Source organism: Streptomyces sp. NPDC044002, assembly GCF_056434525.1.
This window is the reverse complement of the sequence record NZ_JBWKEZ010000097.1, coordinates 1-24,606: the sequence shown is the minus strand read 5'-3', so window position 1 is coordinate 24,606 and position 24,606 is coordinate 1. Positions and strand designations below refer to the sequence as shown.

Here is a 24,606-nt window from a genome sequence, read left to right as displayed (position 1 = left end):
CTCTTTCCTTCCTCCCTTCCCCCCACCCCAACCCCGTTTGGGGGGGGGGGGGGTGGGGAACCACCGTGGTGCCTTTCCTTTTTTCTCCCCCCCCCCCCCCCCTCCCCCCCCCCCCCCCTCCTCCCCCCCCCCCCCCCCCCCCCCCCCCCCCCCCCCCGCCGACCCGCGGCGGCGCCCGTGAGTTCGTAGGATGGTCGGACTCAGCGGGCCTTTTCGGCACTCGAACGCCCGTACTTTAGCCCCGGCTTGTCCGGATTTGTCGACGGGCGTGTAACAGGGGTTAGCAAGGCCATGGCCTGAGGGAATCACCGCGTCATGAACCAGAACGCACCCCTCCCCCTCGCCCACCTCACCGCCAGCCGCCCCCGCGTGCTGACCCTCGCGCAGCTGCGCGAGCACGGCGTCAGCGCCTCCGAGGCCGCCGGGCGGCCCTGGCAGCAGGTGCTGCCCGGGGTGTTCCTGCTCCACTCCGGCCCCGCGACCAGCGAGGAGCGGCTGCACGCCGCCCTGCTGTACGCCGGCCGGCGCGGCAGCGGCGAGGTCATGATCACCGGGCTGGCCGCCCTCGCGCTCTACCGGTTCTCCGCCACCCCCGCGCTGCTCGCCCTCTCCCACATCGACGTGCTGGTGCCCAACACCCGCCGCCTGCGCTCCACCGGCGACGTCCGCATCGTCCGCGCCCACACCCCGCCCCGCCCCGTGGAGGTGACCGGCCTGCCGGTGGCCCCGGTGGCCCGGGCCGTCGCCGACGCCGTCGGACAGGTCTCCGACGCCGGCACGGTGCGCCGCATCCTCAGCGAGGCCGTGCGCGGCGGACACTGCGAACCGGCCGCCGTCGTACGGGAGCTGACGGTGGCCCGGCTGCTGAACCGGCCGCACGTGGTCGACGCCGTCGAGTCCCTCCTCGCGGAGGGCCGGGCCATCGCGGAGGACCGGCTGTACCAGCTCGTACGCGGCTACGAGCTCCCCGAGCCCGTCTGGAACGTGGACCTCCGGCTGCCCGGCGGCCCGCACCTGGGCGGGGTCGACGCGTACTGGCCCGAGCAGGCCGTCGCCATCGAGATCGACACCCGCGCACCCCGCCAGGGCGAGGACGAGGACTGGTCGGAGGCGGTCCGCAAGCGGGAGACCCTGGAGCGCCTCGGGGTGACCGTCCTGTACCTGACGCCCCGCAAGCTGCGCGACTGGCCCGAGCAGCAGGCGGCGGTCGTCCGGACCGCCCTGACGGCGTCCGGCGACCGCGAGCCCGCCGCCTACCTGGTCGTACTGCCCCGGTGAGGCGGGTTGGCCGGGGAGTACTCCGGGGTGCTCCAGCGCAGCCGCCCCGGATGCAGGCTCTCCACCACCGCCTCCACCCGGAAGCGCACGGCCCGGCTCCCTCCGGGGCCGTACTCGGTCCGGGCCCGCCCGCTCAGCTGGAGCAGCCCGCCGCCCTCCCAGTCGGGGAAGAGCAGCCCGGCCCGCTCGTCGGCGGCCAGGTTGCCCAGGGTCAGGAACATCGCGTTGCCCGCGTAGTCCGGCCAGAGCAGCTCGGTCGGCGAGAGCACCTCCACGAAGCCGGGCATCCCGCCCCGGTGGCTGGCGTCGACCCCGTCCGCCTCGGCGGTGGTGGCCACGAAGAAGGTGTCGGCGGCGCGGACGGCCCGCTCCTGCCCCGGGGTGAGCGCGTCCCCGCGCCGCACCACACCGGGCCCGTCGGCCACCAGCTCCAGCGGCTGCCGCTTCTGCAGGTACTTAGGGCAGTTGGAGAACACCTGCTCGGCCGCCACCGCGAAACCGCCGGGCGCCACGGCGAGGGTCCCGTTGAGCCGCATCCGGCGCCGGGTGCGCGGGTCGAGGGAGATCGTGCCGACCCGGGTGCCCGCGGTGGCCAGCGCCCCGGCCAGCGGGTCGCCCTCCGGAAGGCCCCCCGAGACCCGGATGCGGTCCGGCCCGGTGGCCCGTACGAAGCCGGGCGCGCCGGTCAGCAGCGAGGCCCACAGCCGCCCCGCGCCGTCGGCGGCGCCGACGACGAGGTGGGGCTGCTGGGCGAGGAAGGCCGCCGCGACGTCGCGGATGTCCGCGCCGATGGAGCGGCCGACGTGCTCGGCGAGCTCGCGTACGCCGACCCGTTCCTGCACGGCCAGCGAGCCCTGGTGGTACCGGCCCATGGTGTCCCCCAATCCTTGAGTTCCTAGAAGAAGCCGCAGGTCGGAGCGTCCGCCGTGGGGGCGGGAGCGCCCTCGGCGCCGGTGGGCACGGAGATCTCCAGACGGGTGCCGTCCGGGTCGTGGAAGAAGATCCCCCCGGAGGCAGCGCCCTCGCCGTGGGCGACGACGCCCTCGTACGCGAAGTCCACGCCGAGGCCGCGCAGCCGCTCCTCGTACGCCCTGACCTCCTCGATCGCGCCGGCCGAGAACGCGAGGTGGTGCAGTCCGGCGGCCTGCGGCCGGTACGGGTCCTCCGCCTGCTGCCAGAGGGTCAGGACCAGTTCGCCGTCCCGGCCGAGGAAGGCGAACCTGCGACCCTCCTCCTTGCCCTCGCCCAGCAGCGCGAAGCCGAGGGCGTCGCGGTAGAAGGCGAGCGAGCGGTCCAGGTCGGTGACGTTGAGGCCGATGTGCCCGGTGCGGAGCGTGCCGGTGGTGGCGGTCGACATGAGGGTTCCCTTCCCCGAGGTCCGAGAGTTTCTAACCTTCTAAGTCGAGATTAAGGGTTAGGGCGAAGCCCGTCAACCGGTCACGTACCCTTGAGGGGTTAGCGGCGCGAGGAGGCGGACATGACGGCGGTGACCACGGACCCACGTCCGCTGACGGGAGAGCCCGTCTCCCTGGACCTGCTGAACACGCGCTGGATGCTGGACGGCGAGATCGCCGACCTCTTCGCGGGGGCGTTCGGGCTGAGCCGGCTGGAGGGACTGGGCCTCTGGCTGGAGAGCACCGGCCTGGCCGGCCGCTTCCGCGCCGACAAGTCGGCCCTGGTCCACCTGCTGACCGCGCGCGAGGCCATCGCCCGCGCGGTCGCGGACCCGACCGACGAGGGCGCGCGCTCCCTGGTGGACTCCGTACTGGAGCACGGCCGGATCCGGGCCACCCTCACCGCCGAAGGTCCGGGCGAGCGCGCCGAGTTCGCCGACCCCTCCTGGGGCCCGGCCTGGACGGCCGCCCGCGACTACCTCGGCCTGCTGGCCACCGCGCCCGACCGGATCCGCAAGTGCGCCTCGGAGACCTGCGTGCTGCACTTCCACGACACCTCGCGCAACGGCACCCGGCGCTGGTGCTCCATGGCCGTCTGCGGCAACCGCGCCAAGGCCTCGCGGCACTACGCGCGCACGCGCGAGCGCTGAACAGTCGGAATCTGTCACACCGGTCGTGAGACGGAAGGTCGATCCTTCCCCGCAAGACGGCCGGAAAGTCGATAAATCAACTCACCGGGCACTACAAGTCGCCCCGGCTTGCCCCGGCATGTCCTCACTGGCGGACACTCCGCACTGACGGGAACCCGCCATGTCAGGTCTCGGTCAATAACAACACTCCCCAAACAGCTGTCACTTGCGCAAAGCTGACCGGTCATCCGGCACCGAATTCCGGACCGTATCTTTCACTTAGCCAGGGATGCTGATGACCCTCGACTCCCCCAGCTCCACCACCGGGGCCATACCCGGCACCAGGCGCGCGGCCCGCGTCGCGGCGGCCGCGGGCCTGGTGGCCGCCCTCTGCGCCACCGGCGCGGTGCCCGCCTTCGCGGCGGCCGGCGACGACCCGTGGACGACCGCCCCGGTCAAGTCCGCGGACCAGAAGCTCGGTTCGGCCGACGCCGAACTGCTCCAGGAGGCCAAGGCCAAGGGTGACGCGACCGTCACCGTCATGGTCGCGACCGCCCCCGGCCAGACCAAGCAGGTCACCGACCAGCTGGACGCCGTCCAGGGCGCCTCGGTCGGCCAGACGTACGACAAGCTCGGCTACGTACGCGCCACCCTGCCGACCGACAAGGCGGAGGCCGCGCTGAAGGCGGCCGCCAAGCTGGAGTCCGTGCACGGCATGGACCTGCGGCACGAGATCCGGCTGCCGGACCCGCGCCCCGAGGCGAGCAAGGACGGTTCGGCCAGGAAGACCGCCGCCGAGGCCTACCCGGCGCCGGACAAGAACACCCCGGCCAAGAACCCGTACAACCCCTCGTTCGAGACCGGCTCGCTGGACTTCCTCAAGAAGAACCCGCAGGCCGACGGCCGTGGCGTGACCATCGGCATCATGGACTCGGGCGTCGACGTCAGCCACCCCGCGCTGCAGAAGACCACCACCGGCGAGCGTAAGATCGTCGACTGGGTGACCGCGACCGACCCGATCACGGACAACGACGGGACCTGGCGCGCCCAGATCACCCCGGTCACCGCCACGGGCGGCGCCTTCACCGCCGGCGGCCAGAGCTGGAAGGCCCCCGAGGGCACCTTCCAGTGGAGCCGCTTCAGCGAGTCGATCACCGCCAACGGCGACATGAAGGGCGACGTCAACCGGGACGGGGACACCACCGACCGGTTCGGCATGCTCTACGACCCGGCCGCCGGCACCGTCCGCGTCGACACCGACCAGGACGGCGACTTCACCAACAACGAGCCGATGAAGCCGTACAAGGACGGCTACCAGATCGGCTACTTCGGTACGGACAACCCGGCCACCGAGGTCGCGGAGCGGATCCCCTTCACCATCGAGATCCGCAAGGACGTCAAGATGGACCCGCTCGGTGGCGACTGGGTCGGCAAGAAGGCCGACTTCGTCAACATCGGCATCATCGAGTCCGAGCACGGCTCCCACGTCGCGGGCATCACCGCCGCCAACGGCCTGTTCGGCGGCCAGATGAACGGCCAGGCGCCGGGCGCCAAGCTCGTCTCCTCCCGCGCCTGCTCCTGGTCCGGCGGCTGCACCAACGTCGCGCTGACCGAGGGCATGATCGACCTCGTCGTCAACCGCGGCGTCGACATCGTCAACATGTCGATCGGCGGCCTGCCGGCCCTCAACGACGGCAACAACGCCCGCTCCGAGCTCTACAAGAACCTCATCGACACCTACGGTGTCCAGCTCGTCATCTCGGCGGGCAACGAGGGTCCGGGCGTCAACACCATCGGCGACCCCGGCCTCGCCGACAAGGTCATCTCCGTGGGTGCCGCGGTCTCCAAGGAGACCTGGGCCGCCAACTACGGCTCCGGCGTGACCAAGAAGTACAACATGTTCCCCTTCTCCTCGCGCGGTCCGCGTGAGGACGGCGGGTTCACGCCGACCATCACCGCCCCCGGCGCGGCCATCAACACCATCCAGACCTGGCTGCCCGGCGCGCCCGTGAAGGAGGCCGGCTACAACCTCCCGGCCGGCTACGGCATGCTCCAGGGCACCTCGATGTCCTCGCCGCAGGCCGCGGGCGCCAGCGCCCTGCTGATCTCGGCCGCCAAGCAGGCGAAGATCGCCCTGCCCCCGGCCAACCTGCGCGTGGCGCTGACCAGCACCGCCAAGAAGATCGACGACGTTCCGGCCCACGCACAGGGCGCCGGTCTCATCGACATCCCCAAGGCGTGGGAGTCCATCCAGCGCGGCGCCAAGGCCAACGAGTTCACGGTCAAGGCCCCCGTCGACACCGCGCTCGACCAGTTCCTGAAGACCCCGGGCTTCGGCACCGGCCTCTACGACCGCGAGGGCGGCCTGAAGGTCGGCCAGAAGAAGGTCTACGACGTCGTCGTCACCCGCACCACCGGCGTCAAGTACGGCACCCGGCACAACATCAGCTGGCGCAACAACGACGGCACCTTCAAGGTCGTCGGCGGTGGCGGCTACGACTACGTCACCCTGCCGCTGAACAAGCCCGTCACCATCAAGGTCGAGGCCAACGTCAAGTCCGGCGGCGTCCACAGCGGCATCCTGCAGCTCGACGACCCCACCACCGAGGGCGTCGACAAGCAGATCCTGGCCACGGTCGTCGCCTCCACCCCGCTGGCGAAGCCGTCCTTCACGCTGTCGGACAAGTCCTCCGTACAGCGCAACAGCCACAAGTCGTACTTCGTGACCGTCCCGCAGGGCGCCAAGACCCTTGAGGTCGCCCTCGGCGGGCTCGCGGCGGGCAGCCAGACGCGCTTCATCTCGATCCACCCGTACGGCACGGGCGTCGAGGACAGCGCGACCACCCAGTGCTACCCGAACTACGACAACCCGGCCAACCAGTGCCGCCCCGACCTGCGCTCTTACGAGAACCCGCAGCCGGGCGTCTGGGAGATCGAGGTCGAGTCGCGCCGTACGTCGCCGCTGCTCGACAACCCGTTCAAGCTGGACGTCTCCGTCCTCGGCGCGGGCTTCGACCCGGCCGTCAAGGTCCTGCCCGAGGTCAAGCAGGGCACCCCGGCTCCGGTCCAGTGGACCGTGAAGAACGACGCCGCCGCCATCTCCGGCGGCAAGCTGCGGGGCGGCCCGCTCGGCTCCGCGAAGGTCGACAAGCCGACCATCGCCGCCGGCGAGACCAAGACCACCGAGGTCACCGTCGGTGAGGGCGCCGCCCGCCTCGACGTGGCGATCAACAAGCCCTCGGACACCGCGGCCGACCTCGACCTTGAGGTCTACAAGGACGGCGTCAAGGTCGGCTCCTCCGCCGACGGCGACTCCGACGAGTCCGTCAGCCTGGTCAAGCCCGCCGCCGGCACCTACACCATCAAGGTGATCGGCTACGCGGTCCCGGCCGGCACCACCACGTACGACTACCGCGACGTGTTCTTCTCCGCCGCCCTGGGCTCCGTCCAGGTCGACGAGGCCGCCGCGGTCAACCTCGCCACCGGCGCCTCCGCGCAGGTCTCGGCGAACGTTCTGGTGACGGGCGCGGCCCCGGAGGGCCGTCAGTTCTTCGGCCAGGTCCAGCTGCTCAACGCCCGCGGCACCGCCGCCGGCACCGGCAGCGTGCAGATCGACAAGGTCATCCCGTAACGGCGTGACCGGCTGAACGCGTGAACGCGTGAACGCATGACGGAGGGGCGGTGCTCGACCGAGCACCGCCCCTCCTGTGTTCCCCCGTTACGCCGTCACGCGCTCCCCCGTCGCGCCTCCTACTTGCCCAGCGTCCGCAGGGACTCCGCGTACGTGCCGACCGCGTGGGCGATGACGTCCAGGTTGGTGTCGAACGCCTTGAGGTCGATGTTCTTCAGGTTGTCGCCCGCCCCGTGGTAGTTCGGGTCGTACGCCGCCCCGGCCGTGCCGCCGTAGCGCTTGGCCTGCTCCGCGGTCTTGATGCCCTCGGCGCCGGTGAAGGTGCCGCCCGCGGGGATGCCGTTCTCGATGAACGGGCCGTAGTCGGAGCGTCCGTCGAAGTCACTGCCCTCGTGCGGCTTGCCCTTCTTGTCCAGGAAGCCGTTGATCAGCGCCTCGATCTGCGCCGAGCCCGCCGGGCCCGCCCCCGCGCCGGTCTTGTCCGAGTCGTCTCCGTCGTAGACGAACTGCGCCGGGTTCGGCGAGGCGATCATGTCGAAGTTCAGGTAGAGCGCGATGTCCTTCTTCTGCTTCTCGGACAGCTGCGCCACGTAGTGCTCGGAGCCCAGCAGGCCCAGCTCCTCCGCCGACCACCAGGCGAAGCGGACCTTGTTGGCGGGGCCCTTGTTCTTCTTGTTGGCGCCCTCGTCGGCGAGCTTGAGGGCCACTTCGAGGAGGCCCGCCGAGCCGGAGCCGTTGTCGTTGATGCCGGGGCCCTCGGGGACCGAGTCCAGGTGGGAGCCGACCGTCACCACGCGGTCGGCGCGGCCGCCGCGGGTCTCGGCGATCACGTTGCGGGTGGTCTTCTTCACGTGCTCCTGGTCCAGGTCCAGGCGCACCTTCACCTCGCCCTTGGCGGCGGCAGCGGCCAGCGCCTCGCCGTCGGCCAGGGTGATGCCCGCGCTCGGGATGATCCCCTCGGCCGGGGAGGAGAACCCGCCGCGGACCGGGGTGGTGCCGCTGTGGTTGTAGACGATCACGCCGACCGCGCCCGCCGCCGCGGCGGCCCGCTGCTTCTCCACGAAGGTGCACGCACCCCGCTTGACCAGCGCGATCTTCCCGGTGAAGGTGCCGGAGGCGTAGTCGTCGGCGGTGCAGCCCGGGGTCTCGTCGACCCGGGCGAGGGCGAGCGGGGCGGCCAGGCCGCCGGCCGGGGTGGACTTGGTGAACGTGAAGGCCGCGGTGGCCAGCTCGCGCGGCTGGTCGCCGAGGACGGTGGTCTTCTCCGTCTTCGTGTGCGCCTCGTAGATGTCGAAGTCCTGGTACGAGACGTCGTACCCGGCCTTCTTCAGGGTGTCGTGGACGTACGCGGCCGAGGCGGCGTGGCCGGGGGTGCCCGCGGCCCGGTTGCCGCCGTTGGCGTCGGCGATCTGCTGGAACTTCGCCAGGTGGCGGTAGGCCCCGCGCGCGGTGACCTCCTCCACCAGCTCCTGGGCCAGCCGGCCCTCGCGCGGATGCGCGCTGGCCGGGGTGGCCGCCAGCAGCACGGGCGCGGCGACGGCGGCCGCCGCGAGGGCGGCCAGGGCCGGTATGGACCGGCGGTGGCGGTGGATGTTCGGCATGGTGCTGTCCCCCCGGGGTGCGGGTGTATCGGCTTCAGGTGCGCCGCGTCCGGATAACGATCACGGCTGAACGGACGCTAACCGCCCCTGACCAGGCAAAACGGACTTTCGAGGGCGGTGAAACACGGCCGTCACGGACTCGTCACCCCGGTTCACGAACCCGACACTGTCCGCACCTCGGACAATGGATTGGACAAGCCTCGTGGGGTCGAACGCATGATGGCTTCACGCGCGCCCGCGTCCACGTATTTGAAGGAGTCACCGTGAGGGTCGGAATCGTCGGAGCCACCGGACAGGTCGGCGGAGTCATGCGCGGCATCCTCGCCGAGCGGAAGTTCCCGGTGGACGAGCTGCGGCTGTTCGCCTCGGCCCGTTCCGCCGGTACCACCGTGGAGTGGGAAGGCCGCGAGATCACCATCGAGGACGCCTCCACGGCCGACTACTCCGGCCTGGACATCGTGCTCTTCTCCGCGGGCGGCGCCACCTCCAAGGCCCTCGCCGAGAAGGTCGCCTCCCAGGGCGCCGTCGTGATCGACAACTCCTCCGCGTGGCGCAAGGACCCCGAGGTCCCCCTCGTGGTCTCCGAGGTCAACCCGCACGCGATCAAGAACCGCCCCAAGGGCATCATCGCGAACCCGAACTGCACCACCATGGCCGCCATGCCCGTGCTGCGCCCGCTGCACGAGGAGGCGGGGCTCACCGCCCTGATCGCCACCACCTACCAGGCCGTCTCCGGCTCCGGCCTGGCCGGCGTCGCCGAGCTCGACGGCCAGGTCAAGGCCGTGGCCGCCGACGCGACCAAGCTGGTCCACGACGGCGAGGCCGTCGAGTTCCCCGAGCCGGGCGTCTACAAGCGCTCCATCGCCTTCAACGTGCTGCCGCTGGCCGGCTCCATCGTCGACGACGGCTCCTTCGAGACCGACGAGGAGCAGAAGCTCCGCAACGAGTCCCGCAAGATCCTGGAGATCCCCGGCCTCAAGGTCTCCGGCACCTGCGTGCGCGTCCCCGTCTTCTCCGGCCACTCGCTCCAGGTCAACGCCCGCTTCGAGCGTCCGATCAGCGTCGAGCGCGCCTACGAGCTGCTGAAGGACGCCCCCGGCGTCGAGCTCTCCGAGATCCCGACCCCCCTCCAGGCCGCCGGCAAGGACGCCTCGTACGTGGGCCGCATCCGCGTGGACGAGACGGTCGACAACGGCCTCGCCCTGTTCCTCTCCAACGACAACCTCCGCAAGGGCGCCGCGCTGAACGCCGTCCAGATCGCGGAGCTGGTCGCCGAGGAGCTGCGCGGCTGACGCCACCGGTTCGACGGGAGGGGCGGTGCCGGGTCGGCGCCGCCCCTCCGGCGTGTCAGGGCCGGCGGACCTCGAAGAGGAAGCAGCCGTACTCGGCCGCGCGGACGTGGACGAGGGCGGTGCGCGGGTCGGCGAAGGCCTCCGACAGGGCCTGGTCGACGGCCTCGGCGCCGGCTTCCGGGGCGCCGGCTTCCGGCAGCGCGAGGACGCGGCCGCCGAGGATGCGGCCGCCCGCGTCGTAGCGGCGGACCGTACGCAGGGCCCCCGCGTTCACGAAGGGGTGGCCGGACCCGGCGGCCGGTCCGGCGCACTCGGCGCCGTGGACGAAGACCGGGCCCTGCTCGTCGTACGCCCCCGGGTCGACGCCCGCCCCGGCCGCCCAGCGGCGCAGCGGGGCGTAGGAGACGAGCGCGATCAGCTCCCCGGGCCGGCTGCGGCGCAGGCAGCAGCGCAGCGGCGCGCCGCCCTCGGGGTCCTCGTACGGGGTGCAGGGGCGCCCGGCGTCGTCCCGCGCCCGCAGGGCGGTCAGGGTGGCGGGCGGGATGGGCAGGGCCGTGTGCGCGGTGATGGTGGTCATGGGTCCAGGGTGCGCGGGCGGCCCGGGCCGGTCTGGCGGGAATCGGACCTCGTGTTCGCCTCTGGATTAGTCCCGCACGGCGGACCGGCCCGCGTGGAAGGATGGCGGGGCAACGTCACCATCAAAGGAGATGAACGCGTGCCTGGCACGAATCTCACCCGTGAAGAGGCTCAGCAGCGGGCGAAGCTGCTCACCGTCGACTCGTACGAGATCGAACTCGATCTCAGCGGCGCACAGGAGGGCGGTACCTACCCGTCCGTGACCACCGTGCGCTTCCAGTCGGCCGAGGCAGGCGCCGGTACCTTCATCGACCTGGTCGCGCCGGCCGTGCACGAGGTCGTCCTGAACGGCAAGTCGCTGGACGTCGCCGCCGTCTTCCGCGACTCGCGGATCGCCCTGGACCACCTCGCCGCCGGGGCCAACGAGCTCCGTGTCGTCGCGGACTGCGCCTACACCAACACCGGCGAGGGCCTGCACCGCTTCGTCGACCCGGTCGACCAGCAGGCGTACCTGTACACCCAGTTCGAGGTGCCGGACGCGCGGCGGGTCTTCGCCAGCTTCGAGCAGCCCGACCTGAAGGCGACGTTCCAGTTCACCGTCACGGCCCCGGAGGGCTGGACGGTCATCTCGAACTCGCCGACGCCGGAGCCGAAGGACCGGGTGTGGGCCTTCGAGCCGACCCCGCGGATCTCGTCCTACATCACGGCCCTGATCGTCGGCCCGTACCACGCGGTGCACTCGTCGTACGAGGGCCCGGACGGGCAGTCCGTGCCGCTCGGCATCTACTGCCGCCCCTCGCTCGCCGAGTTCCTCGACGCCGACGCGATCTTCGATGTCACGCGGCAGGGCTTCGACTGGTTCCAGGAGAAGTTCGCCTACGACTACCCCTTCGCGAAGTACGACCAGCTCTTCGTGCCGGAGTTCAACGCGGGCGCGATGGAGAACGCCGGCGCGGTCACCATCCGCGACCAGTACGTCTTCCGGTCGAAGGTGACGGACGCCGCGTACGAGGTGCGCGCCGAGACCATCCTGCACGAGCTCGCCCACATGTGGTTCGGCGACCTCGTCACCATGGAGTGGTGGAACGACCTGTGGCTGAACGAGTCGTTCGCCACCTACACCTCCATCGCCTGCCAGGCCTACGCCGAGGGCTCGAAGTGGCCGCACGCGTGGACCACGTTCGCGAACTCCATGAAGACCTGGGCGTACCGGCAGGACCAGCTGCCGTCCACGCACCCGATCATGGCCGACATCCGCGACCTGGACGACGTCCTGGTCAACTTCGACGGCATCACGTACGCCAAGGGCGCCTCGGTGCTCAAGCAGCTCGTCGCGTACGTGGGCATGGACGCCTTCTTCAAGGGCGTGCAGGCGTACTTCAAGGCGCACGCCTTCGGCAACACGCGCCTGTCGGACCTGCTGGGCGCGCTGGAGGAGACCTCCGGCCGCGACCTGACCGCCTGGTCGAAGGCATGGCTGGAGACGGCCGGCATCAACGTGCTGCGCCCCGAGATCGAGACGGACGCGGACGGGGTCATCACCGCGTTCGCCGTCCGGCAGGAGGCCCCGGCGCTCCCGGCGGGCGCCAAGGGCGAGCCGGTGCTGCGGCCGCACCGCATCGCGGTCGGCCTGTACGACCTGGAGGGCGGCAAGCTCGTCCGCAAGGACCGCATCGAGCTGGACATCGACGGCGAGCGGACGGCCGTGCCGGAGCTGGCGGGGCGCGCCCGTCCGGCGGTCGTGCTGCTCAACGACGACGACCTGTCGTACGCGAAGGTGCGGCTGGACGAGGTCTCGCTGGCGAACGTCACGGCGCACCTCGGCGACTTCACCGAGTCGCTGCCGCGGGCGCTGTGCTGGGCGTCGGCGTGGGACATGACGCGTGACGGCGAGCTGGCCACGCGCGACTACCTGTCGCTGGTCCTGTCGGGCATCGGCAAGGAGTCGGACATCGGCGTGGTGCAGTCCCTGCACCGCCAGGTGAAGCTGGCCGTCGACCTGTACGCCGACCCGGCGTGGCGGGACCAGGGCCTGGCCGTCTGGACCGAGGCCACGCTGGAGCACCTGCGCGGCGCCGAGCCGGGCAGCGACCACCAGCTGGCGTGGGCGCGCGCCTTCGCGGCGACGGCCCGTACCGAGGGGCAGCTGACCTACCTGGCGGCGCTGCTCGACGGCTCGGCCGAGGTCGAGGGCCTGGTCGTGGACACGGAGCTGCGGTGGGCGTTCCTGGAGCGCCTGGCCGCCACGGGTCTCGCCGACGAGGCGGCCATCGCGGCGGAGCTGGAGCGGGACGCCACGGCCGCCGGCGAACGCCACGCGGCGACGGCGCGGGCCGCGCGGCCGACGGCCGGGGCCAAGGCGGAGGCCTGGGCCTCGGTGGTGGAGTCGGCCGACCTGCCGAACGCGGTGCAGGAGGCCGTGATCGGCGGCTTCGTCCAGACCGACCAGCGCGAGCTGCTCGCGCCGTACGCGGAGAAGTACTTCGCGGTGGTCAAGGACATCTGGGAGAGCCGCAGCCACGAGATCGCGCAGCAGATCGCGGTGGGCCTGTACCCGTCGCTCCAGGTGTCGCAGGCGACCCTGGACGCGACGGACGCGTGGCTGGCCTCGGCCGAGCCGAACGCCGCCCTGCGCCGCCTGGTCTCGGAGTCCCGCTCGGGCGTCGAACGCGCCCTGAAGGCCCAGTCCGCAGACGCAGCGGCGGCCACCGCCCAGGCCTGACGGCAGCCGTAACCCTGCCGCCGCCCTCTTCGGGGGGGGGCGGCAGGGGCGCGGGCCCGCCATCTCCCCCTCGACCCCTCGGGGCCGGGCGGTAGTTGCCCACCCGCCCCCGACTGCGGGTCCGGGGGCCGGGGAGCGGTATCCCCCTGGACCGGATCAGAGCTGGTTGGGGGCTTCCCGTCAGTCCCATCGTCCTTCCGGTTCGTGCCGGCCTGTCAAGGGCGCTCCCTTCGGTCGCGTCGCTACGCGATCGCCTTCGGCGACCCTTGACAGACCGACCCGCCCCGGAAAGCCGAAAGACTGCCGGGAAACCCCCAAAGAAACGGCACGGTCCATCGTTGGAGGAGCGGGTCCGTCAGCGATGAGGCGAGGGGCCGGGGGCCGGCCCGCCGGGCATCCGGGCCCTCAGATGCCCGGTTTCCGGGTCGCGGGCGCGGCTACCCGCACGAGAGGTTGATCTGGGCGACCTGCGGAGCCTCCAGACGCAGCAGATCGCTACGCGCTCCTCACATCTCAGCGTCCGACGACCGCCTTGGGCCGATACCCGCACCAGAGGACGAACAGAGCAGCCCAGGGAGCGCGTGGGCGCGACAGATCGCTACGCGCTTCTCCGGTCTCGGCGTCTGATGGTGGTCATCGGATGACGGGGCCGTTGCCGGCTCTCCAGTCGTTGAGGCGTTTGCGGATGCTGGGGACCATCGGGAGTTCGTCGGTCTTGTGAGGTGCGAACCAGGCGACTTCGAAGGATTCGTCCGATGTGCGGAGGTTCCCGCCGGTGGGTCGGGCGAGGAGGCAGATGGAGAACTCCTGACGGACTTCGCCGTCGTCATAGGCGAAGACGTGGCCCGGGTTCGTGTAGGTGCCGACCATGCCGGTGATTTCAACGGTGATGCCTGTTTCCTCGCGGGTCTCACGAACAGCACAGTCGCCGATCGACTCGCCCAGTTCCATCATTCCGCCGGGAAGCGCCCACATTCCGTTGTCGGTGCGGCGGTGAAGCAGCACCCGGCCGTCGTCGTCCACCACGACGGCGGAGGCTGCGGGGACGAGGCTGTTCGCGGGCGGGGCGCTGGGGTCGTCTTCGTAGTCACGCCTGGGCATTGCCCTCCCTGATGTCGCGGCTGCCGCTCCACGGTCCCGTGCCCGACACGATCCGTCAACGACCAGCCCAGGACGGCCGTTGGACGCCCAACCTTGAGAAGCGCGTAGCGATCTCACGCGCCTGTCGGCTCCCTGGGCTGCTCTTTTCGCCCTCTGGTGCGGGTATCCGCCCAAGACGGCCGTCTGACGCCGAGATCCGAGGAGCGCGTAGCGATCTGTCGCGCCTGGGGGCTCCGGGGGAGGTCCTGATCAACCTCTCGTGCGGGTAGTCGCGCCCCTGGCCCGGAAACCGGGCATCTGAGGGCCCGGATCCCCGGCGGGCCGGCCCCCGGCCCCTCGCCTCATCACTGACACGGCCGTCCCTCCTCCTCTGGACCGTGCCGTTTCTTTGGGGGTTTCCCGGCAGTCTTTCGGCTTTCCGGTTCGGGTCGGTCGGTCAAGGGTGGCCGAAGGCCATCGCGTAGCGACGCGACCGAAGGGAGCGCCCTTGAGGGACCGGGCCGAACCGGAAGGACGATGGGACTGACGGGAAGCCCCCAGGCTGCTCTGAGACCGCCCCAGGGGACCCCGCCCCCCCTCAGCCGAGCGCCGACGCCGCCTGTTGGAGGGCCTTCAGGGCCTGGGCGAGGGCCGGGGCCGCTTCCGTGCCCTGGCGGAGGGCGGCGATGACGTGGCGGGTGGGGCGGTCGTGGGTGAGGGTGCGGACCGTTACGCCCGAGGCGCGGGCCGAGACCATGCGGGGGACCAGGGCGACGCCCATGCCCGCCTCGACCATCGCCAGGATCGCGGTCCAGCCCGAGGCCGAGTGGGCCTGTTCCGGGACGAAGCCCGCCGGTTCGCAGGCCGATCGGGTGATCTCCGACCAGGGGCCGCTGCCGCCGTAGATCCACCGGTCCGCCGAGAGGTCCGCCAGGCGGAGTACGGGTGCGGCCGCCAGGGGGTGGTCCGGGGGGAGGGCCACGTCCAGGGGGTCTTCCAGGAGGGTGATCCGGGTGAAGCGGGTGTCCCGGGCGGTCGGGGCGTGCGCGGCGAGGGAGAGGGCGAGGTCCACGGCGCCGGCGGAGAGGAGTTCGTAGGACTCGGCCGCTTCGGTCTCCTGGACCCTCACCTCGATCCCAGGATGGGTGAGCCGGAGCGCCGCGACCGCCGGGACCACGAGGACCGGGACCGCGGTGGAGAAGGCGCCGACGCGGACTTCGCCCGACTCCCCCGACCGGTAGCCGGTGAGTTCGGCGTCGGCGCGTTCCAGCTGGGCGAAGACGGCTTCGGTGTGGCGCAGCACCAGGTGGGCGGCGTCGGTGAGGCGGACCCTGCGGCCCTGGGGTTCGAGGAGCGGTACCCCCAGCTGGCGGGCGAGGTTGGTCAGCTGCTGCGAGACGGCCGAGGGCGTCATGTGCAGCGCCTCGGCCGTCGCGGTCACGGTGCCCTGGTCGGCCAGGGTCCGCAGGATGCGGAGCTTCTTGATGTCCCAGTCGGTCACAGGGGGAAGTTACCTGCGGGCCGTGCTGCCGAAGGCGACTCCGCCCAGGATCAGGGCCATGCACAGGAGCTGGGCGGGGCCGGTGCGTTCGCCGAGGAGGAGCAGGCCGAGGCCGGCGACGCAGACGGGCTGGAGGTAGTAGACGACTCCGGCGCGGGCCGCGCCGATGAGGGAGATGGCCTTGTTCCAGGCGAAGAAGGCGACGGCGGAGGAGAAGACGCCGACGTAGAGGAGGGGGCCGACGGTGTGGGGGGTCGCCTCGAAGCCGCCCTGGACGGTGAGGGAGACGGCGTAGGCGGGGGCCAGCATCAGGGCGCCGAGGACGAAGGTGGTGAGGAGGAAGGCCAGGCCGCCGACTTCGGTGGGCTTGCGCTTGAGGAGGGCGCTGTAGGTGGCGAAGGAGAGGGCGGCGCCGAACATCCACAGGTCGCCGGCGCCGAAGTCGAAGCCGAGGGAGCCGTCGCCGACGAGCAGCAGCACGCCGAAGGCGGCGAGCAGCATCCCGAAGGAGCGGCGGGCGCCGAGCCGTTCGCCGCCGAGGCGGGCGTACAGGGCCATGATGACCGGCGAGGCCGCCATGATCATGCCCATGTTGGAGGCGGAGGTGGTCAGGCCGGCCTGGTGGACCAGGGTGTTGTAGAGGGTGACGCCGAAGAGGGTGGCGAGGCTGATGTAGCCGAGGTGCTTGCGGAGCAGGGCGCGCTGCTGCCAGGCCTGGCGGGCGGCGAAGGGGGTGACCGCGACGGCGGCGGTGATCCACCGCCAGAAGACGGCCTGGACGGGCGGGACGGTGTCGGCCATGCCGCGGGTGGCGACGAAGCTGCCGGACCAGACGACCGTGGCGACCAGGGCGAGGAGTACGCCGAGTCCGGCGGCCCCCTTCCTCGCCTTGTCTCCGGCAACGGCGCCGCCGCCGGCGAGGGTGCCGGCGGCGGTGGGTGCGGTGCGGATGCGGTCCATGACGGTCACTGGTGGTCTCCCCCTGAGGGTCTGGAGTGGGTCGTGGACCTACTCTCACACCTTCGCTTTGCCCAGGTCCATCGAAAGATTTCGATCGGTTTCTTCAGTCTTGCTGAACGGTTTGGCGACGGCCGCCTCGGCCTTCGCCGCCCGGCCCGGGAGCTGGCCGAAGACCGTGGCACCGAAGGCGAGGGCCATGCCCGCCAGCTGTACGGGCGTCAGGGCCTGGCCGAGCGCGGCCCAGCCGATGACGGCGGCGGTGAGCGGCGACAGCGGGCCGAGCAGGGTGACGGAGGTGGCGGTGAGCTGGCCGATGCCGCGGAACCAGAGGAAGTACGCGGCCCCGGTGTTGATCAGCATCATGTAGCCGTAGCCGAGGAAGGCCTTGCCGTCGAGCGCGGGCGGCGCCCCCTCGACGAGTGCGGCGATCGGGATGATGACCAGGCCGCCCGCGGTGAGCTGCCAGCCGGTCACGGCCAGCAGGCTGACGCCCTCGGGGCGGCCCCAGCGCTTGGTCATCACGGTGCCCGCGCCCATGGAGGCGGAGGAGACCACGCCGGCTATGACGCCGACGAGGTCGAGCTTCGCCTCGGCGGTCAGCACCACCATGCTCACGCCGAACGCGGCGACCACGGCGGCGAGCACGGTCCGCAGCCTGGCCCGCTCCCCGAGGAGGAGGGCGGCGAGCCCGACGACGAAGAGCGGTCCGGCCGAGCCGAGCACGGCGGCGACACCGCCGGGGAGCCGGTAGGCGGAGAGGAAGAGCAGCGGGAAGAAGGCGCCGATGTTGAGGGTGCCGAGGACCGCGGACTTCCACCACCAGGCGCCCTTGGGCAGGACGCGGGAGAGGGCGACCAGCAGCAGGCCGGCGGGCAGGGCGCGCATGGCCCCGGTGAAGAGGGGCCGGTCGGCAGGCAGCAGCTCGCTGGCGACGAAGTAGGTCGAGCCCCAGGAGATGGGGGCGAGCGCGGTCAGGACGGTGGTGGTGACGCGGTTCACGGTCACTCCTCGGCGGTGAGGATGGGCTGGCGGGGTGCGGGTTAGTCGCGACCTACCCGGGGGCCCGTCTCAGGACCTCCCCGAGTAGGTCGCTGATAAGTAGCTTACTCCTAAGCTACTTTTACGCAAGCTACTTTCTTGCGAACCACTGACCGGAATCGGATACTTCATTTATGACCGAGGTGAAGAAGGACGCCCAGCCGGACGCCGTCGACGCGATCACCACGCAGTGGGCCGCGGTGCGACCGGACCTGGACACCGCCCCGATGGCCGTCTTCGGCCGGATCTACCGGATCGCCAAAGCCGTCGGCGACGCCGTCGAGCGCGCCTACAACGGCTACGGCATCAGCCGCGGGGAGTTCGACGTCGTCGCGACGCTGCGCCGCTCCGGGGCCCCGTACACCCTCTCGCCGCGCCAGCTGGCGGCCACGCTGATGCTGACCACCGGCGGGATGACGGGCCGGCTGGACAAGCTGGAGAAGGCCGGACTGCTCACCCGCAGCCCCGACCCGCACGACCGGCGCGGGCTCCAGGTGACCCTCACCGACCGCGGGTTCGCCCTCGCCGACGAGGCGGTCTCCGCCGGCCTGGCGGTGCACCGCCAGTCCCTGGAGGGCTTCGACGCCGAGGAGGTCGAACAGCTCACCGGGATGCTGCGCAAGCTGCTCGCCGACGTTTCCTGAGGGCGGCGGGGCGCTTCAGGGCACGACAAGGCGCCGGAGGTCGCGACGGGAACGGCTCATACCGTTTCCGCGGACCTCCGGCGCCCGGAAGTCTTGGTGAAGGGACCTGCCCGGTCGGGTCAGGCCTGGTTCTTGCGCGACTTGTCGCCGACCATCACGAGACCCGCGATGACCAGGAACAGCACGATCGGCGCGGCCACGAACAGGCCGAGCGTCTCGCCAATGCTCAGGCCCGGGCCCGGGTCGTCGCCGTCGTCGCGGGTCAGCGCGAGGGCGGGAGACGTCATCAGCAGCATCATCAGCGTCGATCCGGCCGTGACGGCGCCGGCGCGCAGAGCGTTCTTCTTGTCCACGGTGCAAACGTAGCGAACACCTAAACGGGGCGCGCGCCCGGGGGTGCCGTACGGGTCTGCGCGCCCTCCCGCACCGCGCTCAGCAGGGCGTTCGCCCGGGGTGAGGCGGTCAGCGCCTCCAGGGTCAGCGGGCGGCCGTCCGCGTCGGCGACCGGCAGCCGCCAGTTGGGGTACTGGTCCCAGGTGCCCGGCAGGTTCTGCGGCCGCCGGTCCCCCACCGCGTCGGGCAGCCACACGCCGACCAGCCGGGCCGGGGTGCGCAGCAGGAAGGCGTACAGGGCCCGTACGGCGGCCTCCTCGCCCTTGGTCTCCAGCCCCAGCCGGTCCAGTACCGCCAGCCACTCGGCGGTGTCGGCGGCGTCCTCGGCCCGCTCCAGGTCCAGAGGGCGGGTCAGCAGGCCCAGCCGGTCGCGCAGTTCGACGTGGGAGCCGGCCAGCTTGGCGGCGGTGGGCGGCAGGTCGTGGGTGGTGGCGGTGGCCAGGCACTCCGACCGCCAGACCCCGGCCGGCAGCGGTTCGCCGTCGCCCGCCCAGTCCCGCTCGAACCACAGCACCGAGGTGCCGAGGATCCCGCGCCGGGCCAGCGCCCGCCGCACCCCCGGCTCGACCGTCCCGAGGTCCTCGCCGACCACCAGCGCCCCGGCCCGGTGGGCCTCCAGGACCAGTACGGCCAGCATCGCCTCGCCGTCGTAGGAGACGTACGTGCCCTGCGCGGGCGCGGTGCCCTTCGGGATCCACCAGAGCCGGAACAGGCCCATCACGTGGTCCACGCGCACCGCCCCCGCGTACCGGAACACCCCGCGCAGCAGGGCCCGGAAGGGGGCGTACGACCAGGACTCCAGAACGTCGGGCCGCCAGGGCGGCAGTCCCCAGTCCTGGCCGCGGGCGTTGAAGGCGTCCGGCGGGGCGCCGACGGACATCTCGCGGTGGTGGAAGGGGCCGGTGCGGGCGTCCGAGCCGTCCGGGTGCACCCCGACGGCCAGGTCGTGCACGATGCCCACGCTCATCCCGGCCTCCCGCGCGGCCCGCTGGGCGTCGGTCAGCTGGGTGTCCGTCAGCCAGACCAGCCAGCAGTGGAAGTCCGTGCGCTCCTGCCAGTCCTCCCCCGTCACGGCCGCGCACCAGGCGGCGTGCCGGGTCAGCTCCTCCCCCTGGACGGCGCGGAAGGCGCGGAAGGCGGCCTCCCGGGCGGGGGCGCGCGGGACGGCGTACAGCAGTTCCAGGGCGGCCCGCTTGAGGGCCCACACGGCGTCCCGGTCGATCAGCGCCCCCTTCTCCAGCACCTCGCGGCGCAGCTCCCCGCCCCGGGCGGCGAGTTCGGCGAGGGCGTCCCGGTCGGGGCAGTCCGCCCACTCGGGGAGGTCCTCGACGCGCAGGTACACCGGGTCGGGGAAGCGGCGCGAGGCCGGCCGGTAGGGGGACGGGTCGGTCGGGGTGCCGGGGAGGGCCGCGTGCAGCGGGTTGACCTGGACGAACCCGGCGCCGTGGGTGCGGGCGGCCCAGCGGGCCAGCTCCGCGAGGTCGCCGAGGTCGCCCATGCCCCAGGAGCGCTCCGAGAGCAGGGAGTAGAGCTGGACGAGCAGCCCGTGGGCGCGCTCGGGCGCCGCCGGGGCCCGGTCCGGGGCCACGATCAGGGTGGCGGAGGCGGTGCGCCCGTCCGGCGTCGCGGCCGCCAGCCGGTGCACCCCGAGGGGCAGGCCGGGGTGCCAGTCGGCCTCCCCGGCCCCGCCCTCCAGGGTCACCCGCAGCCGGGTCCCGGCCGGCAGTGCGGCCAGGGGCCCGGGGGCGGGCTCGCCCCGCCAGTGCACCAGCGTCGGCGGGAGCAGCCGCCCGGCCCGCTCGCGCTCGGCACTGGCGGCCATGTGCCGTACGTCCTCGGGGGTGTCGACGGGGACGCCGATCAGGCCCAGCACGGCCCGGACCGTGGCCTCGGGCACCTGGACGGTGACGTCCTCGGCGGGCTGGTAGGAGGTGGCGACGCCGTAGAGGGCCGCGAGCCGGGCGAGGTCGTCCATCGTCATCCTTGGCTGGGTGAGGGGCTAGGTGAGCGGCTCGCTGGTGAGGGGGGCCTCGGCCACGAGCGGGGACTCACTGGTCAGGGGCGCGTACGCGGCACCGGCCAGCGGGGGTTCGCTGGTCAGCGGCGGGTGCGCGGCGGCGGCCGGCCCGTCGGCGGGGCCGGACGGCACGGGCAGGTGGGCGAGCGGGGCGGTCTTCCTGCGGTGGCCGGACGCGGTGCGGGCGTTCATGGGGTCCTCCCTCTACGGCCCTCCGGACCGCCGTGCGGTTCTCGGGACCGTGCTGCGGTTCTTCCGACCGCCCATGCAACACCCGCGTCGAACACCGCAGCCATACCCAGTCAGGGGCATCGCATTCCTGGCGGATCCAGGTCAGATCACCCCACGCGCATTGACACCCCGGCAGCACGGGTGGTGGGCTCGGGCCCGTTCACACGGTCGGGGGACGACTCGGGACTGGGGAGGCTCCGTGCAGCTCAGGGGCAGGAAGCGGACCACGGCCGCGGCCGTCGCAGTCATCGGGAGCCTGCTCGGCGGGGCCGTCGCGTCGGCTCCGCCGAGGATCGGCGCGGCCCCCGGCAGTTCGGGCTCCTCGCGCCCCGACAGCGGGTCCGCCCCCGTCTGGACGGCGGGACTCGGGTCCGCCATCGACCCGGGCTCCGACGTTCCCCGAGCCGCTTCCGAGGGCCCGGCCGTGTGGCCGCGTCCGCAGTCGGCCACCGCAGATCCGGGCCGGGAGCTGCCGGTGCCGGCCGAGGCCGTCCTGGTGCTGCCGGCGGACGTGGACCCGTACGCCGCCGAGGTCGTACGCGCCTCCCTGCGCGCGGCCGGGGTGCGCACCCTGCACGAGCGGCCCCCGGGCGCGGCGCTGCCCGAACGGGCCCTCGTCGTACGGCTCCAGGGCGCGGACGCCGAGGAGGCCCTGCTGGCGCTGGGGGCGGCCCCGGCCGGGGACCTGCCGGCCGGCGGCTACCGGCTGGCGGTGGGCAAGGCCGGCGGGCGGGACACCGTCGCGCTGGCCGGGGTGGGCGGGGACGGGCTGTTCCACGCCGCGCAGACGCTGCGCCAGCTGCTGGCGGCCGGGCACGGCAAGGTGCCCGGGATGCTGGTGCGGGACTGGCCGATCGCGCCCGTGCGGGGGATCACCGAGGGCTTCTACGGGCAGCCCTGGACCCGGGAACAGCGGCTGGCGCAGCTGGACTTCCTGGGCCGCACCAAGCAGAACCGGATGCTGCTGGCGCCCGGCGACGACCCGTACCGCACCACGGCCTGGCGCGAGGAGTACCCGCGCGAACGGCAGGAGGAGTTCCGGGCGCTCGCCGAACGGGCCCGCGCCAACCACGTCGTCCTCGGCTGGGCGGTGTCGCCGGGGCAGTCGATGTGCCTGGCGTCGGCGGACGACCGGGCGGCGCTGCTGCGCAAGGCGGACGCCATGTGGGAGCTGGGCTTCCGGGCGTTCCAGGTGCAGTTCCAGGACGTCAGCTACACCGAATGGGGCTGCCGGGCCGACCGGGTGCGGTACGGGACGGGCCCCGCGGCGGCGGCCAAGGCGCACGCGGAGGTGGCGGGCGAGCTGGCCGCGCACCTGGCGGCGCGGCATCCGGGGGCGGCCCCGCTGTCGCTGCTGCCGACGGAGTACTTCCAGGATGGCGCCACCACCTACCGGACGGCGCTGGCCGGGGCGCTGGACCCGCGCGTGGAGGTGGCCTGGACGGGCGTGGGCGTGGTGCCGCGCACCATCACCGGCAGGGAGCTGGCCGGGGCGCGGGCGGCGCTCGCGCACCCGCTGGTCACCATGGACAACTACCCGGTCAACGACTGGGACCCGGGCCGCATCTTCCTGGGCCCGTACGCCGGACGCGATCCGGCGGTGGCGGGCGGCTCGGCGGGGGTGCTGGCCAACGCGATGGCGCAGGGCACCCTGTCGCGGATCCCGCTGTTCACGGCGGCGGACTACGCGTGGAACCCGCGCGGCTACCGGGCCGGGGAGTCGTGGGCGGCGGCGGTGCGGGACCTGTCCGGCCCGGACCCGAAGACGCGGGCCGCGCTGGCGGCGCTGGCCGGGAACACCGCCTCCTCGGGCCTGAAGGTGGAGGAGTCGGCCTATCTGAAGCCGCTGGTGGAGGAGTTCTGGCGGGCCCGCGCCGCCGGGGACAAGGCCGCCGGCGAGCGGCTGCGCGCGGCGTTCACCGTGCTCCGGGAGGCCCCCGGGCGCCTCGACGCGCCGGTGGCGGCGGAGGCCGGGCCGTGGCTGGAGCGGCTCTCCCGGTACGGGGCGGCGGGCGAGCTGGCGGTCGACCTGCTGCGGGCCGAGGCCCGGGGCGACGGGGCGGCCGCCTGGCGGGCCTCGCGGGAACTCGCGGCGGCGCGGGAGGCGCTGGCGGAGCCGGGCGGGGTGCGGGTGGACGCCTCCGTGCTGGACCCCTTCCTGGCGAAGGTGGCCGCGGAGTCGGACGCCTGGACGGGCGCGGCCCGGGAGGACGGCACCGTGCGGGAGGAACCGGGCGCCCACACCGTCCGGCTGGACTCCGCGCGGCCGCTCGCCGCGGTCACGGTGATGACGGACCCGCTGGCGCCGGGCGCGCGGGGCGCGGCGGTGGAGGTGCACGTTCCGGGCGAGGGCTGGCGCCGGCTGGCCGACGCGGCGGTGTCCGGCTGGACGCAGGCCGACGCGGGCGGCGTTCGGGCGGACGCGGTCCGGCTGTCGTGGGCGGGGCCGGCGCCGGTGGTGCACAAGGTGGTCCCGTGGTTCGCGGACGGCCCGCGGGCCCGCTTCGAACTGGCCGACGGGGGCCGGGCCGACGTGGAGGCCGGGGGCGCCGCGCGCACGGTGACCGCGCAGCTGTCCGGGCTGCGCCCCGGGGAGTTCCGGGGCCCGCTGACGGCGGCCCCGCCGGCCGGGGTCCAGGTCCGGCTGCCGCAGGACGTGGTGGTGCCCCGGGGTACGACGGTCGCCGTCCCGGTGGAGGTGACCGTCGCGGCGGGCACCCCGTCCGGGGAGTACGCGGTCCCGCTGTCCTTCGACGGGGAGGTGCGGGTGCTCACCGTCCGGGCGGTGCCGCGCACCGGCGGCCCGGACCTGCTGCGCGGGGCCCGCGCCACGGCCTCGGGGGTCGAGGCCCCGCAGTTTCCGGCGTCGGCGGCGGTGGACGGCTCCGCCGCGACGCGCTGGTCGTCCCCGGCGGTGGACGGCGCGTGGTGGCAGGCCGAACTGGCGGCTCCGGCCAGGGTGGGTCTGGTGACCCTGCACTGGCAGGAGGCGTACCCCTCGAAGTTCCGGGTGGAGACGTCCGCCGACGGCGTGACGTGGCGCCCGGGCGCGGTGGTGTCCTCCCGGGGCGGGGTGGACGCGGTCCGGCTGGACGCGCCGGACACGCGGTACGTCCGCGTGACGTGCGAGCGCCGCGCGACGCGCTTCGGGTGCAGCCTGTGGTCTGCGACGGCCGCCGCGGTGGTGGCCCCTTCTTGACGCGCCGCGCACCTTTTGACGCGCCGCTCGCGCGGTGCGGCCGCGGGCGGCCTTACCGGCTTCGCGCCGCTGCGCCGGACTCCGTCCGGCGGCCTGCGGGGCGGGGCCGGTTCGTGTGGCCGGGGCCGGTGGGGCGTGTGCGGGTGGGTGTGCCGCTGCGCGGTGCGGAGTCCCCTACCCGCCCTTCCACCGTTCCCCGGGCGCTGCCCGGACCCGCGCCTCAAACTCCCCCAGCTACCGCTGGGAGGTGCCCCCAGGCGAGGCTGAAAGAGCCGGGCGCTCCGCGCCCCATGCGCTCAAACGCCGCGCGGGCTGGATGTGCGCAGCACATCTCAGCCCCGCCGGCGTTTGAGGCGCGGGGGTCTGGGGGCGGAGCCCCCAGGAGGGGTCCGGGCGCCGCCCGGGGAACGGGCGAAGGGC

Annotated in this window: 18 protein-coding genes; 7 read left to right on the top strand and 11 right to left on the bottom strand. The window is 73.1% G+C overall.

All coding sequences use genetic code 11. The features are described from left to right. The first annotated feature begins 315 nt into the window (after nt 1-315). On the top strand, nt 316-1,278 hold the full coding sequence (locus AC07A6_RS38555; protein ID WP_007264079.1) for a hypothetical protein: 963 nt from the start codon (nt 316-318) through the stop codon (nt 1,276-1,278). Here AC07A6_RS38555 and AC07A6_RS38550 read toward each other — a convergent pair. Next, on the bottom strand, nt 1,254-2,150 hold the full coding sequence (locus AC07A6_RS38550; RefSeq protein WP_478780230.1) for a pyridoxamine 5'-phosphate oxidase family protein: 897 nt from the start codon (nt 2,148-2,150) through the stop codon (nt 1,254-1,256). The two genes, AC07A6_RS38555 and AC07A6_RS38550, sit on opposite strands and share 25 nt — an antisense overlap. Nucleotides 2,151-2,173: 23 nt before the next feature. Beyond that, a complete protein-coding gene (locus AC07A6_RS38545) occupies nt 2,174-2,635 on the bottom strand; it encodes a VOC family protein (RefSeq protein ID WP_478780229.1) in 462 nt (153 codons plus the stop codon). Between the two features lie 120 nt (nt 2,636-2,755). Here AC07A6_RS38545 and AC07A6_RS38540 point away from each other — a divergent pair, with 120 nt between their 5' ends. Both AC07A6_RS38540 and AC07A6_RS38535 read left to right on the top strand, forming a co-directional pair. Next, complete coding sequence (locus tag AC07A6_RS38540; RefSeq protein WP_478780228.1) at nt 2,756-3,322, top strand: CGNR zinc finger domain-containing protein; 567 nt, start codon at nt 2,756-2,758, stop codon at nt 3,320-3,322. Nucleotides 3,323-3,596: 274 nt separating this feature from the next. Further along, a complete protein-coding gene (locus AC07A6_RS38535) occupies nt 3,597-6,932 on the top strand; it encodes a S8 family serine peptidase (RefSeq protein WP_478780227.1) in 3,336 nt (1,111 codons plus the stop codon). 119 nt (nt 6,933-7,051) lie between these two features. Here AC07A6_RS38535 and AC07A6_RS38530 read toward each other — a convergent pair whose 3' ends face one another. Further along, the gene (locus AC07A6_RS38530) at nt 7,052-8,533 is read right to left on the bottom strand and encodes a M28 family metallopeptidase (protein ID WP_362466980.1); all 1,482 of its coding nucleotides are present in this window, start codon (nt 8,531-8,533) and stop codon (nt 7,052-7,054) included. 263 nt (nt 8,534-8,796) lie between these two features. On the opposite strand from AC07A6_RS38530, the gene AC07A6_RS38525 reads away from it, so the two are divergent. Then, complete coding sequence (locus AC07A6_RS38525; protein ID WP_362466981.1) at nt 8,797-9,825, top strand: aspartate-semialdehyde dehydrogenase; 1,029 nt, start codon at nt 8,797-8,799, stop codon at nt 9,823-9,825. Nucleotides 9,826-9,880: 55 nt separating this feature from the next. On the opposite strand, the gene AC07A6_RS38520 is transcribed toward AC07A6_RS38525, so the two are convergent. Next, entirely contained in the window at nt 9,881-10,402 is a 522-nt protein-coding gene (locus AC07A6_RS38520; RefSeq protein WP_478780226.1) for a DUF1203 domain-containing protein, read from the bottom strand. Nucleotides 10,403-10,540: 138 nt separating this feature from the next. Between AC07A6_RS38520 and pepN the strand changes: the two genes are divergently transcribed. Beyond that, nucleotides 10,541-13,123: an aminopeptidase N gene (pepN, locus tag AC07A6_RS38515; RefSeq protein ID WP_478780225.1), complete on the top strand. Its 2,583-nt coding sequence runs from the start codon at nt 10,541-10,543 to the stop codon at nt 13,121-13,123. A 633-nt stretch (nt 13,124-13,756) separates the two neighbouring features. On the opposite strand, the gene AC07A6_RS38510 is transcribed toward pepN, so the two are convergent. The 4 genes from AC07A6_RS38510 to AC07A6_RS38495 form a co-directional block, all read right to left on the bottom strand. After that, entirely contained in the window at nt 13,757-14,224 is a 468-nt protein-coding gene (locus AC07A6_RS38510) for an NUDIX hydrolase (RefSeq protein WP_478780224.1), read from the bottom strand. Between the two features lie 577 nt (nt 14,225-14,801). Beyond that, the gene (locus AC07A6_RS38505; RefSeq protein ID WP_478780223.1) at nt 14,802-15,704 is read right to left on the bottom strand and encodes a LysR family transcriptional regulator; all 903 of its coding nucleotides are present in this window, start codon (nt 15,702-15,704) and stop codon (nt 14,802-14,804) included. 9 nt (nt 15,705-15,713) lie between these two features. Beyond that, on the bottom strand, nt 15,714-16,673 hold the full coding sequence (locus tag AC07A6_RS38500; protein ID WP_478780222.1) for a DMT family transporter: 960 nt from the start codon (nt 16,671-16,673) through the stop codon (nt 15,714-15,716). 45 nt (nt 16,674-16,718) lie between these two features. Beyond that, nucleotides 16,719-17,669: an EamA family transporter gene (locus AC07A6_RS38495; RefSeq protein WP_478780221.1), complete on the bottom strand. Its 951-nt coding sequence runs from the start codon at nt 17,667-17,669 to the stop codon at nt 16,719-16,721. A gap of 167 nt (nt 17,670-17,836) precedes the next feature. Here AC07A6_RS38495 and AC07A6_RS38490 point away from each other — a divergent pair, with 167 nt between their 5' ends. Next, the gene (locus tag AC07A6_RS38490; protein ID WP_478780220.1) at nt 17,837-18,346 is read left to right on the top strand and encodes a MarR family winged helix-turn-helix transcriptional regulator; all 510 of its coding nucleotides are present in this window, start codon (nt 17,837-17,839) and stop codon (nt 18,344-18,346) included. Between the two features lie 119 nt (nt 18,347-18,465). On the opposite strand, the gene AC07A6_RS38485 is transcribed toward AC07A6_RS38490, so the two are convergent. Genes AC07A6_RS38485 through AC07A6_RS38475 form a run of 3 tightly spaced genes read right to left on the bottom strand, consistent with a single transcriptional unit; the run spans nt 18,466 to nt 20,948 of the window. Further along, nucleotides 18,466-18,699 carry a hypothetical protein gene (locus tag AC07A6_RS38485; RefSeq protein ID WP_125817710.1) on the bottom strand — a complete coding sequence of 78 codons (234 nt, stop codon included), beginning with the start codon at nt 18,697-18,699 and terminating at the stop codon, nt 18,466-18,468. A gap of 20 nt (nt 18,700-18,719) precedes the next feature. Next, entirely contained in the window at nt 18,720-20,720 is a 2,001-nt protein-coding gene (locus tag AC07A6_RS38480) for a 4-alpha-glucanotransferase (RefSeq protein ID WP_478780219.1), read from the bottom strand. An 18-nt stretch (nt 20,721-20,738) separates the two neighbouring features. Continuing rightward, nucleotides 20,739-20,948: a hypothetical protein gene (locus AC07A6_RS38475; protein WP_362474091.1), complete on the bottom strand. Its 210-nt coding sequence runs from the start codon at nt 20,946-20,948 to the stop codon at nt 20,739-20,741. Between the two features lie 238 nt (nt 20,949-21,186). Between AC07A6_RS38475 and AC07A6_RS38470 the strand changes: the two genes are divergently transcribed. Then, on the top strand, nt 21,187-24,186 hold the full coding sequence (locus tag AC07A6_RS38470; protein WP_478780218.1) for a beta-N-acetylglucosaminidase domain-containing protein: 3,000 nt from the start codon (nt 21,187-21,189) through the stop codon (nt 24,184-24,186). Nucleotides 24,187-24,606: the final 420 nt, after the last annotated feature.